Genomic DNA, 14,000 nt, shown 5'->3' with positions numbered 1-14,000 from the left:
GCGCAACATTTGGGCAAAACCGGCAAATCTGGGTCTGACCCAAGGGTCAGACCCACCTGCTCAGCTTGCCCGGTGCGGGTCAGACCCTTGGGTCTGACCCTGGTTTACCGGTTTTGGCACGCGGAACCAGGCGGCGTAAAGCGCCGGCAGGAACAACAGGGTAAGCGCAGTTGCCAAGATCAAGCCGCCCATGATCGCCACCGCCATCGGCCCCCAGAACACGGAGCGCGACAAAGGAATCATCGCCAACGCCGCCGCTGCCGCGGTCAGGATAATCGGACGACAACGCCGCACGGCCGATTCCACAATCGCATCCCAGGCCGGCACGCCAGCCTTGATGTCCTGCTCGATCTGGTCCACCAGGATCACCGAGTTACGGATAATCATCCCGAACAGCGCAATAATGCCCAGGTTCGCCACAAAGCCCAGCGGGCGCCCCATCACCAGCAGTGCCATCGCCGCTCCTGCCACGCCCAGCGGCCCGGTCAGGAACACCAGCAGCGAACGCGAGAAACTATGCAGTTGCAACATCAGCAAGGTAAAGATGATGAACACAGCCAGCGGCAGGTTGGCGGCAATCGATTCTTCCGCCGCGCTGCTGTCCGAGGCAGCTCCCTTCACCTTGATCTCGTAGCCCGGCGGCAGCTTAGCGCGCAACTCGTCGAGTTTCGGATTGATCTGGCCCGACACGGTCGGCCCCTGCACGCCTTCCACCACATCCGACTGCACGGTAATTGCCCATTCCCTGCCCTCGCGCCAGACCACGCCCGGCTCCCACACGAAATGCACGCGCGCCAGTTGCGAGATCGGCACCGAACGGCCGCTATTGGTCGGGATGTAAGTGTCATTCAGGACCGCGATGGTGTTGCGCTCGTCCAGCGGCTGGCGCACCTGGATATCGATCAGGCGGATGCCTTCACGGAACTGGCCGATCGGGGTGCCGGAAAGGATCGTGTTCGCAGCCCGCATCACGGTTTGCGAGGTGACGCCCAGCGCGCGCATCTTATCCTGGTCCAGGTCAAGGCGCAGCACCTTGATCGACTCGTTCCAGTTGTCGTTGACGCCCACCGCATTCGGATTGGCGCGCATGATGTCTTTCACCTGGTCGGCAATCGAACGCACGCCTTCCACTTCGGTGCCGGTGATGCGGAATTGCACCGGATACGGCACCGGTGGGCCGTTCGGCAGCAGCTGCACGCGGCCACGGACTTCAGGGAAGTCGGTCTTGAAGACATTGCTGATCTTCTTGCGCAGCTCTTCCCGCGAATGCAGGTCTTTCGCCAGCACCACGGTCTGCGACACGTTCGTCTGCGGGAAGATCTGGTTCAGCGGCAGGTAGAAGCGCGGGCTACCGGTACCGACATAGGTCGTCACGCTGGCCACGCCTGGCTCCTTGCGGATGAACTCCTCGAATTTCTTCGCCTGGCGTTCGGTCTGGGCGAACGCCGTGCCTTCCGGCGACCACATCTCCACCATCAGTTCTGGGCGGCTGGAGTCCGGGAAGAACTGCTTCTCGATGAACTTGAAGCCGTACACACCCAGGAAGAACACCACCAGCGTCGCCACAATGGTGGTCTTGCGATACTCCACGCACCAGTTCACGACGGCGCGGAACTTGCGGTAGCCGGGCGTATCGAACAGTTCGTGATGGCCGCCGCCCTCGGAATGCGGCTTCACCTTCAACAGGATATATCCGATGTAAGGCGTGAACACCACGGCCACGATCCACGACGTCACCAGCGCGATCGCATTCACGGAGAACAGCGAGAAGGTGTACTCGCCTGCAGCCGATGCCGCAAGGCCGATCGGCAGGAAGCCTGCGACGGTGATCAAGGTGCCGGTCAGCATCGGCATCGCCGTGGAGGTATACGCGAAAGTCGCCGCTTCGAGCCGTGAATGGCCCTCCTCCATCTTTCGTACCATCATTTCAACGGCGATGATGGCATCGTCGACCAGCAGGCCGAGCGCGATGATCAGGGCGCCGAGCGAGATCTTGTGCAGGTCGATGTCCAGGATGCGCATGAACAGGAAGGTCACCGCCAGCACCAGCGGGATGGTCAGTGCCACCACCAGGCCCGGGCGCGTGTCCAGGCTCAGCTTGGGCTTGGTATGCAGGCCGAGCGAGACGAAACTCACCGCCAGCACGATCAGTACCGCTTCGATCAGGGTGTGCAGGAATTCACCCACCGAGGCGGTGACGGCGGCCGGCTGGTCCGACACGCGCTCCAGTTCAATGCCGACCGGCAGCTTGGTCTTCATGGAGTTGACGGTCTTCTCCAGGTCCTTGCCCATCTGGATGATATTGCCGCCCTTCTCCATCGACACGCCCAGGCCGATGACCTCCTTGCCGTTAAAGCGCATCTTGTCGCGCGGCGGGTCGAGGTATTCGCGCTTGATCGCTGCGAAGTCGCCGAGGCGGAAGGTCGTATTATTGGCGCGCAGCTCCAACTCCTCCAGGTCCTTGACCGTGCGCAGCGCGCCCGAAACGCGCACCTGCAGGTTGTCGGTCGGCGTCACCACCACGCCCGTCGCCTCCACCACGTTCTGGGTCGCGATCTGGTTGGCGATCTGCTCGATGGTCAGGCCCAGCTGGGCGAATTTCTTGTGCGAGAACTCGATATTGATCTTCTCATCCTGTACGCCGAACAGTTCGACCTTGGAGACCTTTTTCACCCCAAGCAGTTGCTGGCGCACCAGGTCGGCGTAGTCCTTCAGCTCCGCGTACGTGAAGCCGTCGCCGGACAGCGCAAAGATCGAGCCATAGGTATCGCCGAATTCATCGTTGAAGACGGGGCCCTGCACGCCGGACGGCAGCGTCGAGCGGATATCGCCGATCTTCTTGCGAACCTGGTACCAGGCCTGCGACACTTCCTTCGGCGGCGTCGATTCGCGCAAGCTGAGGATGATCAGCGTCTGGCCCGGCTTGGAATAGCTGGTGATTTCATTGATGAACGGCGTTTCCTGCAGCTTCTTTTCCAGCTTGTCGGTGACCTGTTCCGCCATTTGCAGCGACGTTGCACCGGGCCAGAAGGCCTGCACCACCATCGAACGGAAAGTGAATGGCGGATCTTCGTCCTGGCCCAGGTTCTTGTACGCCAGCATGCCGCCCAGCAGCAGCACGGCAATCAGGTAGCGCGTGAGCGGAATGTGCTCCAACGCCCAGCGCGAGAGGTTGAAGCCCTTCATTTAGCCGCTCCGAGAATGGTGACTTTCTGGCCAGGCTTCAGCAGGTTGACGCCTGCCGTGACCACGGTCTGGCCGGCCTTCACGCCGCTGCCCAGCACCAGGTCATTGCCCGACACGCCGTTCACCGTCACCGGCACCAGGCGCACCGCGCCATTTTCGACCACCCACACGGAGGTTGCGGACTTTTCATGGAACAGCGCCGTCAACGGCACCTTGATCTGAGGCTGCGGCGAGCGCGAAGCAAAGGCCACCAGCGCAGTCATGCCCAGCTTTGCCTCGGACAGGCTGGCCGGAATCGACACCCGGAACGCGTAGGTGCGGGTAAACGGGTCGGCCACCGGCGAGATTTCGCGGATCTTGCCCGGCACTGTCTTGCCCGGGCTGGCCCACAGGCGCACATGCACGTCGGAGATCGAGCGCAGCGTATCGACCTTATCTTCCGGCACGCCGAACACGATTTCCTTTTCATCGGTCTTGGCGACACGCACCACCGGCGTACCGGGCGATACCACCTGCCCTACTTCCGCATCGACTGCCGTGACCACGCCATCGATGTCGGATTCAAGGCTGGCGTAGCCGGCCTGGTTGGACATGCCGCGATAAGCCGCTTGCGCCGAATCGACCTGGGCCTGCGCCGATTTATAGCTCGACAGCTTGGCGTCCAGGATGGCCTGGCTGACGAAGTTCTTTTCGCGCAGCTCCTGGTAGCGCTTCAGCTCGGCGCTGGCCAGGTCGCGCGTGGTCTCGGCAGCGCGCAAGGCGGCCATCGACTGCGCCTGCGACAGCTTCAAGTCCTGCGGATCGAGGTCCATCAGGACCTGGCCGCGCTTGACCACGCTCCCCACATCCACTTTGCGGGAGATAATCTTGCCGCCAACCCTGAAACCGAGGCGCGATTCCACGCGCGAACGGACTTCACCGGAGAATTCGGCATTCACATCGATGTCCGAGCTTTGCAGCACCATGGCGCGTACCGGCCGGATATCTTCGGTCTTGGGGGCTTCTTTCGAGCAGGCTGCGAGCAGCAAGGCGCAGGCCGCAACCAGGGGTAGTTTTTTCGCTACGAACACGATGGAATTCCTTTTTAGTGTCTCTGGCAATTGCCGGGAGTGCATGTTTGCCATTATTATTTCCCGTTTGGAACTAAATGACTTTCCGTTTAGTAAGAAAAAATTATATCCGGGTCAACCGTACTTGCAAATGACTTTCGCGTCATTAATTTAGAACAGCACCTCTATGTCCGTTGACCATTACGAGAATTTCCCTGTCGCCTCCATCCTCATGCCGCGCCGATTGCGCCCGGCGGTGGAAGCGATTTATGCCTTCGCCCGCAGCGCCGACGATATCGCCGACGAGGGTGTCGCCACGCCCGAACAGCGCCTGGCTGGCCTGGCTGCCTATGAAGAAGCCCTGGGCCGCATCGAGCGCGCCGAGGACGGCCATGAACCGATGTTCGCGCGGCTGGCCGCCGTGATCGAGCAGCATAAACTGCCGCTGCGCCCTTTTTACGACCTGCTTTCCGCCTTCAAGCAAGACATTGTGGTGCACCGCTACCAGGACTACGCGTCCCTGCTGGATTACTGCGCCCGCTCGGCCAATCCGGTCGGGCTGCTGATGCTGCACCTGTATGGCGCGGCCGACGAAGAGAACATCCGCCAGTCGGACGCCATTTGCTCGGCCCTCCAGATCATCAACTTCCTGCAAGATGTGGCGGTCGACGAGCATAAGGAGCGCATTTACCTGCCGATGGAAGACCTGGCGCGCTATGCGCTGTCGCCCGCCCACCTGGCGCGCCCCGACAACAGGGCCAAATGGCGCGCCATGATGAAATTCCAGGTTGACCGCGCCCGCGCCCTGATGCTGGACGGCGCCCCGCTGGCCTGCCGCCTGAAAGGCCGGATCGGCCTGGAGCTGCGCATGGTGGTACAGGGCGGCCTGCGTATTCTTGAGGCAATCGAGGAAGTCGATTATGACGTTTTCCTGCGTCGTCCGAAGCTTGAAAAGCGCGATTGGTTCAAGGTTTTATGGCGCGCGCTTCGAATGAAGCCTTCTTCACTATAAAATAGCGCCTTTGTCAGCATTACCCAAGCCAAAAGAACATGTCCCCCGACGAATACTGCCAGCAGAAGGCCGCCGCCAGCGGTTCCAGTTTCTACTACAGCTTCCTGTTCCTGCCCCCGGAGCGCCGCCGTGCCATCACGGCGCTGTACGCCTTCTGCCGCGAAGTCGACGATACCGTCGACGAGTGCAGCGACGAGTCGCTGGCGCGCATCAAGCTGACTTGGTGGCGCAATGAGATCGCCCAGATGTACCAGGGCAAGCAGGCGCACCCCGTGACCCAGGCTTTGCAGCCGCATCTTGCAACGTATGACCTGAAGCAGGAACATATGCAGGCCATCATCGATGGCATGGAGATGGACTTGAACCAGACCCGCTATCTCGATTATGCGGGCATGTCGAAGTACTGCTGGCATGTGGCCAGCGTGGTCGGCATCCTGTCGGCGTCGATTTTCGGCGTGACACGGCCCGAAACCCTGCAATATGCCGAAAAGCTGGGGCATGCCTTCCAGCTCACCAACATCATCCGCGACGTGGGCGAAGATGCCCGTAAAGGCCGCATCTACCTGCCGGTCAATGAACTGCAACAGTTCAACGTGACCGCGGCGGACCTGCTCAATGCCCGTGAATCCGAGAATTTCTCGAAGCTGATGGCATTCCAGGTGGCGCGCGCGCAGAAAGCTTACGACGAAGCGTTTGCGCTGCTGCCCAAGGAAGACCGCCGCGCCCAGCGTCCGGGCCTGATCATGGCCGCCATTTACCGCACCCTGTTGAACGAAATCGAAGAGGACGGCTACCACGTCCTCAAGCAGCGCATTTCGCTGACGCCGATCCGCAAACTGTGGCTGGCCTGGAAGACCTGGGTTCGTGGCTAAGCACTTTGCCGTCGCCGGCGGCGGCTGGGCAGGCTTTGCTGCTGCCGTCGAACTGGCGCGCGCCGGTCACCGGGTAAGCGTTTTCGAAGCGGCCCGCACTTTGGGCGGCCGCGCGCGACGGGTTTCCTTCGATGGGCGCGAGCTCGATAACGGCCAGCACATCATGCTGGGAGCGTATTCCGAATCGCTGCGCATCATGCGCGCGGTCGGCGTGGATTTGCGTTCGGCCGTTCTCACGCTGCCTTTGCAGATGCGGTATCCGCCAGCTGCCGGCGGCATGGATTTCCTGGCGCCTCGCTTGCCGGCACCGCTGCATGTCGGCATCGCCCTGCTGCGCGCGCGCGGCCTGGCGCGTGAGGACAAGATGGCGCTGGCGCGCTTTACCACCACTGCGCGCTGGATGGATTGGCGTTTGAACAACGACTGCAGCGTGGCGGAGTTGCTGGAGCGCTTCGACCAGACGCCGCGGCTCGTGACCCTGATGTGGCGGCCCTTATGCCTTGCGGCGCTGAATACGCCGCCGGAACGCGCGTCGGCCCAGGTTTTCCTTGCCGTGCTGCGCGACAGCCTGGGCGCCAAGCGCGCCGCGTCGGACATGCTGGTGCCGCGCGCCGACCTTTCCGCCCTCTTTCCGGAAGCCGCCGCGGCATGGCTTGAAGGGAAAGGCAACACCATTCACCTGGGCGCCAAGGTGACCGCGCTCCGCCCGCAAGCCGACGGCTGGAGCGTCCACGCAAGCGGCGCGGCGCTTGGCGGCGACTGGACCGGCAATTTCGATGGCGTGGTGCTCGCTGCCTCGCCCAGCGCGAGCGCCGGCCTGCTCGGCGACTCGGCGCAGTTTGCCGAACTGGCAAGCCAATTGGCGGCGTTCGAGCCGGAGCCGATCACGACCTGCTACCTGCAGTACGCCCCCGGCACGCGCCTGGACATTCCGTTCTACGCCTTGGTTGACGATCCGGCAAGCCAGCGCTGGGGCCAGTTCGTCTTCGACCGCGGCCAGCTCGATGCCAGGCAGGACGGCCTGTTCGCCGTCGTCATCAGCGCAGCCAGTGCAGCGGCCAGCCTGTCGCAAGACCAGCTGGCAGCGGCGGTGGCGGCCCAACTGGCTGCCGACCTGGCGCAACCGGCGCTCGCCAAGCCGGCCTGGAGCAAGGTGATCACCGAAAAGCGCGCGACCTACGCTTGCACCCCTGGCCTCAAGCGCCCAGGCAACGACACACCGGCCAAAGGCCTGTTCCTGGCCGGTGACTACACTGCCGGGGAATACCCTGCCACGCTTGAAATGGCCGTCCGCAGCGGCGTACAAGCCGCCCGCCTGCTGGCCAAGGCGAAACCTTGATGCTCCGCCTGTCCGGCGTTTTAGTCGCCTGCTCCCCCATTTCTGCATCCTGTCGTAAACAGCTCGAGCCCCTCCAGTGCGCGCGATACAGTGCAATCATGGAACAACAGGAGGCTTGAGTTTCCTATGAGCAAGAATGAGTACCTCGACGCACTGAGGAAGGCCCTCGACGGCTTGCCACCTGATGTGGCAGCCAAGACCATGGCTTACTACGAGCAGCGCTTTGTCGACAGCGTGGCCGCCGGCAAGACGGAACAAGAAGCCGTCGCCGAGCTGGACGAGCCGCGCAAAATCGCCATGACCTTGCGCGCCAACGCCCACCGCAACGCCTTCGAGCAAAAACGCAATCCGGCCAACCTGGCCCGCATGATGTTCTCGCTCATCGGCCTTGGCATCTTCAACCTCTTCATGGTGGTGCCGGCCGCCGTGTTCTCGGCGCTGCTGGTGTCGATCTACGCCAGCGCATTCGCCTTCTACATCAGTGGCATTGCCGTCACCGCGACAGGCCTGGCCGGCGCCAACGAGTTGGTGCTGACCGGTCCCTTGCGCCACCTGGTCGTCTTTGACGACGAAGGCGACCAGGCCGACGCCCGCATGCAGACCAAGATTTCCATCAGCGACCAGGGCATCGATATTTTCCAGGAACCTTCGGCCGGCCTGCGCAAGGAATGGGATGAAGCGGACAGCAAGTCCGAAAATTGGCTGGAAGGCGCCGAAGCCATGGCCGAAGGCGGCGTGCGCATCACCTCCGACCTCGATAACGAATCGCGCGCTACGCAGACTGCCGTCGGCATCGGCCTGGTACTGCTGGGTATCGTGCTGAGCCTGCTGAGCATCGTGATCACGCGCTACTCCCTGATTGGCTTGAAACGCTACATCCAGATGAACGTTTCGCTGCTGCGCGGGCATTGAAAGGAAACGCAATGAATATCCGTTCCCTGCTCAAGATCGGCTTCGGCATGGCCTTGCTCGCCGTACTGCTCACCGCCGTCACCTATAGCATGCTGCGTGCCCAAGGCGCCGCCAACCCAACCAGCGTGGCCGGCCGCGCCGCCCGCACCGAAGTGCGCGAAATCAGCGCGACGATTTCCAATGTTGAGCTGGTAGGCCCGATTGACCTGCGCCTGAAACAGGGCGACGTGGCGTCCCTCAAGGTGCGCGGCGAGCAGCGCCTGCTGGCCAATATCGGCACCGAACAGGATGGCGCGACCCTGCGGATCGGATCGAAAGGCCTGCTGCTGCATCCGCGCCGCCCGATTGAAGTGGAGCTGGTGCTGCCGTCCCTGAGCGAACTGGTGATCAACGGCAGCGGCGACAGCAACGTCAACGGCTTCAACGGCGAGCACCTGAGCGTGCAATTGCAAGGATCGGGCAACCTGACCTTCAATGGCCGCTACAAGAATGTGGAAGCCGGCGTGCATGGCAGCGGTGACCTGAACCTGAACACCGGCCACGGCGAGAAAGTGATGCTGGAGATGATCGGCTCCGGCGCCATCACCTCCAGCGGCAGCTGCAAGGAGTTGACTGCCGAAGTCACCGGCTCCGGTGACCTGGATGCGCAGCACCTGGCAACCGACAAGGTGGTCGTGACCCTGCAAGGCTCGGGCACCACCAATGTGTTTGCGCGCCAATCGGCCGATCTCACCGTCAAGGGAACCGGCAATATCCGCGTGTTTGGCAATCCATCCGAACGCAACGTCAGCCGCAGCGGCTCAGGCGGCGTCAGCTGGGTTCATTAAGTACCTCAGCATGTCCTTGCCGGCGGCCAGGCCGCTGGCGAAACACGCGGTGAGCAGATAACCGCCGGTCGGCGCTTCCCAGTCCAGCATTTCGCCGGCCACGAAGACGCCCGGCATCGCCTTCAGCATCGTTCCATCCACAGCCTCGAAACGAACGCCGCCGGCGCTGCTGATGGCTTCATCGATCGGGCGCGGGGCACGCAACGTGACGGGCAGCGCCTTCAGCGTCGCCGCCACCCGTTGCGGATCATGGAAAGCTTCCTTGTCCAGCACCTCGTGCAGCAAGCCGGTCTTGACGCCCTTGATGTGGACGCGGCTTTGCAGGAAGCTCGACATCGAACGCGAGCCGCGCGGATGCGACAACTCCTGTTGCAGGCGCGCCAGCGGCCAGTCCGGCAGCAGGTCCAGTTCGATGGTGGCGCTGCCTTGCGCCGCGATGCGGTCGCGGATACCCGCCGACAGGGCGTAAATCAGGCTGCCTTCGACGCCGGTCGCAGTGACGACCATCTGGCCTTTGCGGCCGCCTATCGCCACGGTGGTGAGGGGCTGCCCCGCATATCTTTCGGAGAAATGCGCACTCCAGGAGGTGTCGAAGCCGCAGTTGGCGGGCACCAGTGGCGCGACTTCAACGCCGCGTTCAGCCAACAGCGCTTGCCAGGCGCCGTCCGAACCGAGCCGCGCCCAGCTTGCGCCGCCCAGGGCGAGCAAAACCGCGCCATGGCGCGCCGTGCGCTCTCCTTCCGGCGTCTCGAACCGCAAGGCGCCATCTGCCGACCAGCCGAGCCAGCGATGCCGCTGGTGGAAATGCACGCCACTTTCGCGCAAGCGGTGCAGCCAGGCACGCAGCATCGGTGCTGCCTTCATCTCGGTCGGGAACACCCGGCCCGAGGTGCCGACAAAGGTATCGATGCCCAAGCCATGGACCCAGGCGCGCAGGTCATCGGGTTTGAAGGCATCCAGCATCGGGCGCAAGGCGCCGGCACGGCTGCCGTAACGCGCCATAAAGGCTTCATACGGCTCGGAATGGGTGATGTTCATGCCGCCGCGCCCCGCCAGCAGGAATTTGCGGCCGACCGACGGCATGGCGTCATACACATCCACACGCACGCCTGCCGCTGCCAATACTTCGGCCGCCATCAGGCCGGCGGGCCCGCCGCCGATCACCGCTACGCCTTGTAATTGATTGCTTTCCATAGGGGCAGCATTGTATTCGATCTCGGGCGATCGGCTGCTAGGAGTTGGGCAAGGGCGTCTGCCGCCATCGGCAGATCGATGATGGAGGGGCAGCTTCCTGGGCCGAATGAAAGCTGGATGCCAATCGCCTTGAGTTCATTCTGCATCGACACGACCTCGCCGAGGAAGTCCTCGCCGATAGAATCAGTGATCTCAAAGCTCAGCATGGCGGGCGCGACGCCGTACTCCTCCATTGCCACTTCGATATGCTCAACGAAGCCGTCTTCGCCGAGCTGGCGCGGCGACAGCGTGATCGAGACCGGTAAAATCGGCCCGCCCGCCTCCCGCCACGCGCGTTGCTGGCGGCATACTTCGCGGATCGCCCATGCCCCCAGAGGAACGATCAGGCCGCTGCTTTCAGCCACTTGCACGAAGTCGGCCAATGCGACCAGCCCGCGCTTCGGGTGCTGCCAGAGTACCCGCGCTTCGGCGCCAACCGGTCCCTCCTCGGCCGCCCCCGCGCGCAGTTGGTAATGCAGCAGCAGCTCGCTGTGCAGCAAGGCGCGCCGCAGCTCGGCCTCCTGCGCAAACATGCGCGAAGCGCGATCATTCATTTCGTGCACCACGAAGCGGAAGCGATTGCCGCCATGGCCCTGCGCTTGCGCCATGGCTGAATTGGCTGAATGCAGCATGCCCGCGGCTTCGCTGCCACCCTGGCCCATCAATGCAATGCCAATGCTGGCAGTCGTGGTCAAGGGGCTGTCCTGCCAGTACATTGGCTGCTTGATTGCCTGCAGCAGCTTCGACGCCAGCGGCATCACATCGTCCTCGTTGGCCATATCGGGCAGGATCACTGCGAACTCGTTGCACAGCAAGTGCGCTACGGTATCGCATTCCCGCAAACAGGACTTGATGGCCAATGCCGCATGCATCAGCAGCGCGCTGCACGCCTCATGGCCCAGGCTGGACTTGACGCCACGATAGCAGTCCATGGTCAACGCCAGCACCGCGACGTTCCGGCCGCTGCGCCCGGCGGCCATCATCGCCGCGCGCAGGCGGTCGTTGAATAAGGATCTGCTGGCCAGGCCTGCCGCCGGATGTTGGCAAGCCGATGCATAGTCCGCCACGCGGCGCTCGGGCGCTTCATGCATGCTGCTCAGGGCCAGGTTTTCCATGGCGTCAATCCAGGTAAGGAACAAAGTCGAAGGCCGACAGGATGCCGTTCACTTGCGCCGAAAGGCAGAAGGCGAAGAAGCTTCGCGCGACGCCGGTTGGCGCATCCCTGCTTGCCAGGGTCAGTACGCGGCAGATCGGGTAACTGCCGTTGCGAATGTTCACTGTGCTGGCTGCGACGCCGGAAATCGGCAGCAGGCGCACCGACACGCCTTGGGAGATCGCGCGCTCAGCAGCGCCTACTGAAACGTAGGCGATCGCGTTCTCGCAGGAGGCCACGACGGCCAGGCGCTCGATGTTCGATTCGATCGCCGCGTTCAGGCTGAGAGCAGCCAGCGGCTGCCTGAGGAAGCGTGCAAACAAGGCACTGGAAGCACCGTCAACCGGCCCTCCCAGCGCATAAATCGAATCCCGGCCACCCTGGGCATCGCGCCATGCGCGCCTGCGGCCGGTGAAGATGGCCTGCAGCTCTTCGTCGCTCAATTGCCGCACCGGGTTATTCGCATGCACCACAACGCCAACCCCGTCGCGTGCAATCGGAATGCCATACAGGTCGCGTTCGGCCGGCGCCAATGCGCGCGACAGCATGGCGATATGCGCATGCCCGGAACGCACATCGTCCAGTCCACGTGACGATCCGCCCAGCTCCACCTCGACCCCGATCTCAGGGTGCATCAAGTTGTACTTGGCGGCGATTTCCTGCAACAGGGGCGCCATGGTGGTGGAACCGGCGATATGCAGCTTTTGTGCGCGCTTGCGCGGCGGGACGGGTGCGTGCCCCCGGGCGATGGCGTTCAAGCCAAGGGCGGCAAAGACGAAACCCATTGCGACTCTCCTTGCAGTGAAGGGAACAAGCCGCAGGGAGGAGGCGACGGGAAATGTGTGAGGTGATCGAGGCGGCGCAGGTTTTGGGCCGCATGCCAGCAAGTATAACGTGGCAAGGCTTACGGTCAACAGTCAGAACCCGACTGTTGCGTGCACACAGCAATAAGCGTTAACCGCCTGTCACTGGTGGGAAAAAGGCAACCTCGTCGCCAGGCGCCACACGCGTGCCGGCATCGCACATGCGCTGGTTGCAGGCCATGCGCAAGGCGCGCCCTTCAGCCAACGTACTTGCCCACGGCTCGCCGCGCGCCAGCAACCAGGCGCGCACATCGCCCACCGTCTCGGCGCTTGGCGGCAGTACCACCTGCTCGCCACCGCCCAGCACTTCGCGCACACTGGCAAAATATTTCAGGTTGATCAACATATCAATACATCAGTTCACTGAAGGGGATGAAGCGCACGACATCGCCCGCCGCGATCGGGTTGCCAGGCGGGTTGTCCACCAGGCCATCGCCCCACACGGTCGACGTCAATACGGCGGAGCCCTGGTTCGGGAACAGGTCCAGGCCGCCCTGCCCGTTCAGTTTAACGCGCAGGAATTCATTGCGGCGGTCCGCCTTCGGCCAGTTGAAATCGGCGCGCACCATCATGCCGCGCGCTTGCGCCGGCGCGTCGGCGCCCTGCAGGCGCAGCAAGAACGGCCGCACGAACAGCAGGAACGTCACGAAGCTCGACACCGGGTTCCCTGGCAGGCCAAGGAAGAACGCCTGTCCCACCTGGCCGAATGCCAACGGCTTGCCCGGCTTGACGGCGATCTGCCACATATTCAGCTTGCCCTCGGCTTCGACGGCCGGCTTGATGTGGTCCTCTTCGCCGACGGACACGCCGCCGGAGGTGATGATCAGGTCATTGCCCTGCGCAGCCTGGCGCAGCACACTGCGCGTGGCTTCCAGCGAATCGGGTACGATGCCGAAATCGCGCACTTCGCAGCCCAGGTTTTCCAGCAGGGCGCGCAGCGTGAAGCGGTTGGAATTGTAAATGGCGCCCGGCGCCAGCGGTTCTCCGGGCATCGTCAATTCGTCGCCGGTGAAGAACACCGCCACGCGCAGCTTGCGGCGCACGCTCAGCTCCGCCATGCCGATCGATGCAACAAGGCCCAGCTCCTGGCTGCGCAAGCGGGTACCGGCGGCCAGGATCACACTTCCCACACTGATGTCCTCACCAGTGCGGCGGATCCATTCACCTGCTTTCGGCGTGTGGCGGATGGTCACCAGGCCGTCATTCGCTTCGCATTGCTCCTGCATGACGACGGCATCGGCACCCTCGGGAATCAAGGCGCCGGTAAAAATGCGCGCGGCGCATCCAGGCAGCAGCGGCTGGCCTACATGGCCGGCGGGAATGCGCTGCGTCACCGTCAGCGTAGCATCGCCCCCGGCGCAATCCGCTGCACGCACAGCGTAGCCGTCCATCTGCGTGTTGTCATGGCCGGGCACGTTCATTCCGGATACCACGGCGCTCGCAAGCACACGGCCATTGGCTTCCAGCGTTGGGATCTTTTCCACTTCTGCCACCGGACGGGCGGCCGAGAGCAGGAAATCGAGGGCTTCGCGTACAGCGAGCATTGCCATGTTC

12 protein-coding genes are annotated in these 14,000 nt (G+C 63.1%); 5 read left to right on the top strand and 7 right to left on the bottom strand.

Annotation, left to right across the window (positions count from 1 at the left end; all coding sequences use genetic code 11):
- Positions 1-60 precede the first annotated feature (60 nt).
- Positions 61-3,186 (bottom strand): efflux RND transporter permease subunit, encoded by a 3,126-nt coding sequence (locus tag BM269_RS22755; RefSeq protein WP_090442589.1) that lies wholly within the window; start codon positions 3,184-3,186, stop codon positions 61-63.
- The gene (locus BM269_RS22750; RefSeq protein WP_229204754.1) at positions 3,183-4,256 is read right to left on the bottom strand and encodes an efflux RND transporter periplasmic adaptor subunit; all 1,074 of its coding nucleotides are present in this window, start codon (positions 4,254-4,256) and stop codon (positions 3,183-3,185) included. Before BM269_RS22750 ends, BM269_RS22755 begins: the two co-directional genes overlap by 4 nt.
- Positions 4,257-4,422: 166 nt before the next feature.
- Between BM269_RS22750 and hpnC the strand changes: the two genes are divergently transcribed.
- The 5 genes from hpnC to BM269_RS22725 all read left to right on the top strand — a co-directional run bounded on the left by hpnC (position 4,423) and on the right by BM269_RS22725 (position 9,197).
- The gene (hpnC, locus tag BM269_RS22745; RefSeq protein WP_090442586.1) at positions 4,423-5,247 is read left to right on the top strand and encodes a squalene synthase HpnC; all 825 of its coding nucleotides are present in this window, start codon (positions 4,423-4,425) and stop codon (positions 5,245-5,247) included.
- 38 nt (positions 5,248-5,285) lie between these two features.
- Positions 5,286-6,119 (top strand): presqualene diphosphate synthase HpnD, encoded by an 834-nt coding sequence (gene hpnD / locus BM269_RS22740; protein WP_090442584.1) that lies wholly within the window; start codon positions 5,286-5,288, stop codon positions 6,117-6,119.
- The gene (gene hpnE, locus BM269_RS22735; protein ID WP_090442581.1) at positions 6,112-7,458 is read left to right on the top strand and encodes a hydroxysqualene dehydroxylase HpnE; all 1,347 of its coding nucleotides are present in this window, start codon (positions 6,112-6,114) and stop codon (positions 7,456-7,458) included. Before hpnD ends, hpnE begins: the two co-directional genes overlap by 8 nt.
- A 126-nt stretch (positions 7,459-7,584) precedes the next feature.
- Complete coding sequence (locus BM269_RS22730; protein ID WP_090442579.1) at positions 7,585-8,370, top strand: DUF1700 domain-containing protein; 786 nt, start codon at positions 7,585-7,587, stop codon at positions 8,368-8,370.
- An 11-nt stretch (positions 8,371-8,381) separates the two neighbouring features.
- Positions 8,382-9,197: a head GIN domain-containing protein gene (locus tag BM269_RS22725; protein WP_307154360.1), complete on the top strand. Its 816-nt coding sequence runs from the start codon at positions 8,382-8,384 to the stop codon at positions 9,195-9,197.
- Here the strand turns inward: BM269_RS22725 and BM269_RS22720 are convergent.
- The 5 genes from BM269_RS22720 to glp form a co-directional block, all read right to left on the bottom strand.
- On the bottom strand, positions 9,171-10,391 hold the full coding sequence (locus BM269_RS22720) for a TIGR03862 family flavoprotein (protein ID WP_090442577.1): 1,221 nt from the start codon (positions 10,389-10,391) through the stop codon (positions 9,171-9,173). The two genes, BM269_RS22725 and BM269_RS22720, sit on opposite strands and share 27 nt — an antisense overlap.
- Positions 10,364-11,545: a diguanylate cyclase domain-containing protein gene (locus tag BM269_RS22715; protein ID WP_090442575.1), complete on the bottom strand. Its 1,182-nt coding sequence runs from the start codon at positions 11,543-11,545 to the stop codon at positions 10,364-10,366. Before BM269_RS22715 ends, BM269_RS22720 begins: the two co-directional genes overlap by 28 nt.
- A 4-nt stretch (positions 11,546-11,549) precedes the next feature.
- A complete protein-coding gene (locus BM269_RS22710) occupies positions 11,550-12,368 on the bottom strand; it encodes a substrate-binding domain-containing protein (protein WP_090442573.1) in 819 nt (272 codons plus the stop codon).
- Positions 12,369-12,537: 169 nt separating this feature from the next.
- On the bottom strand, positions 12,538-12,792 hold the full coding sequence (locus BM269_RS22705; RefSeq protein ID WP_090442570.1) for a MoaD/ThiS family protein: 255 nt from the start codon (positions 12,790-12,792) through the stop codon (positions 12,538-12,540).
- A 1-nt stretch (position 12,793) separates the two neighbouring features.
- Positions 12,794-13,990, bottom strand: coding sequence for a molybdopterin molybdotransferase MoeA (gene glp, locus BM269_RS22700; protein ID WP_090442792.1), 1,197 nt, complete (start codon positions 13,988-13,990; stop codon positions 12,794-12,796).
- Between the last annotated feature and the right edge of the window lie 10 nt (positions 13,991-14,000).

Origin of the sequence: Duganella sp. CF458, assembly GCF_900113115.1 — a bacterium.
Taxonomy (GTDB): Bacteria; Pseudomonadota; Gammaproteobacteria; order Burkholderiales; family Burkholderiaceae_D; genus Rugamonas.
The sequence above is the reverse complement of the archived record's forward strand: the minus strand, read 5'-3'. Positions and strand labels throughout refer to the sequence as shown.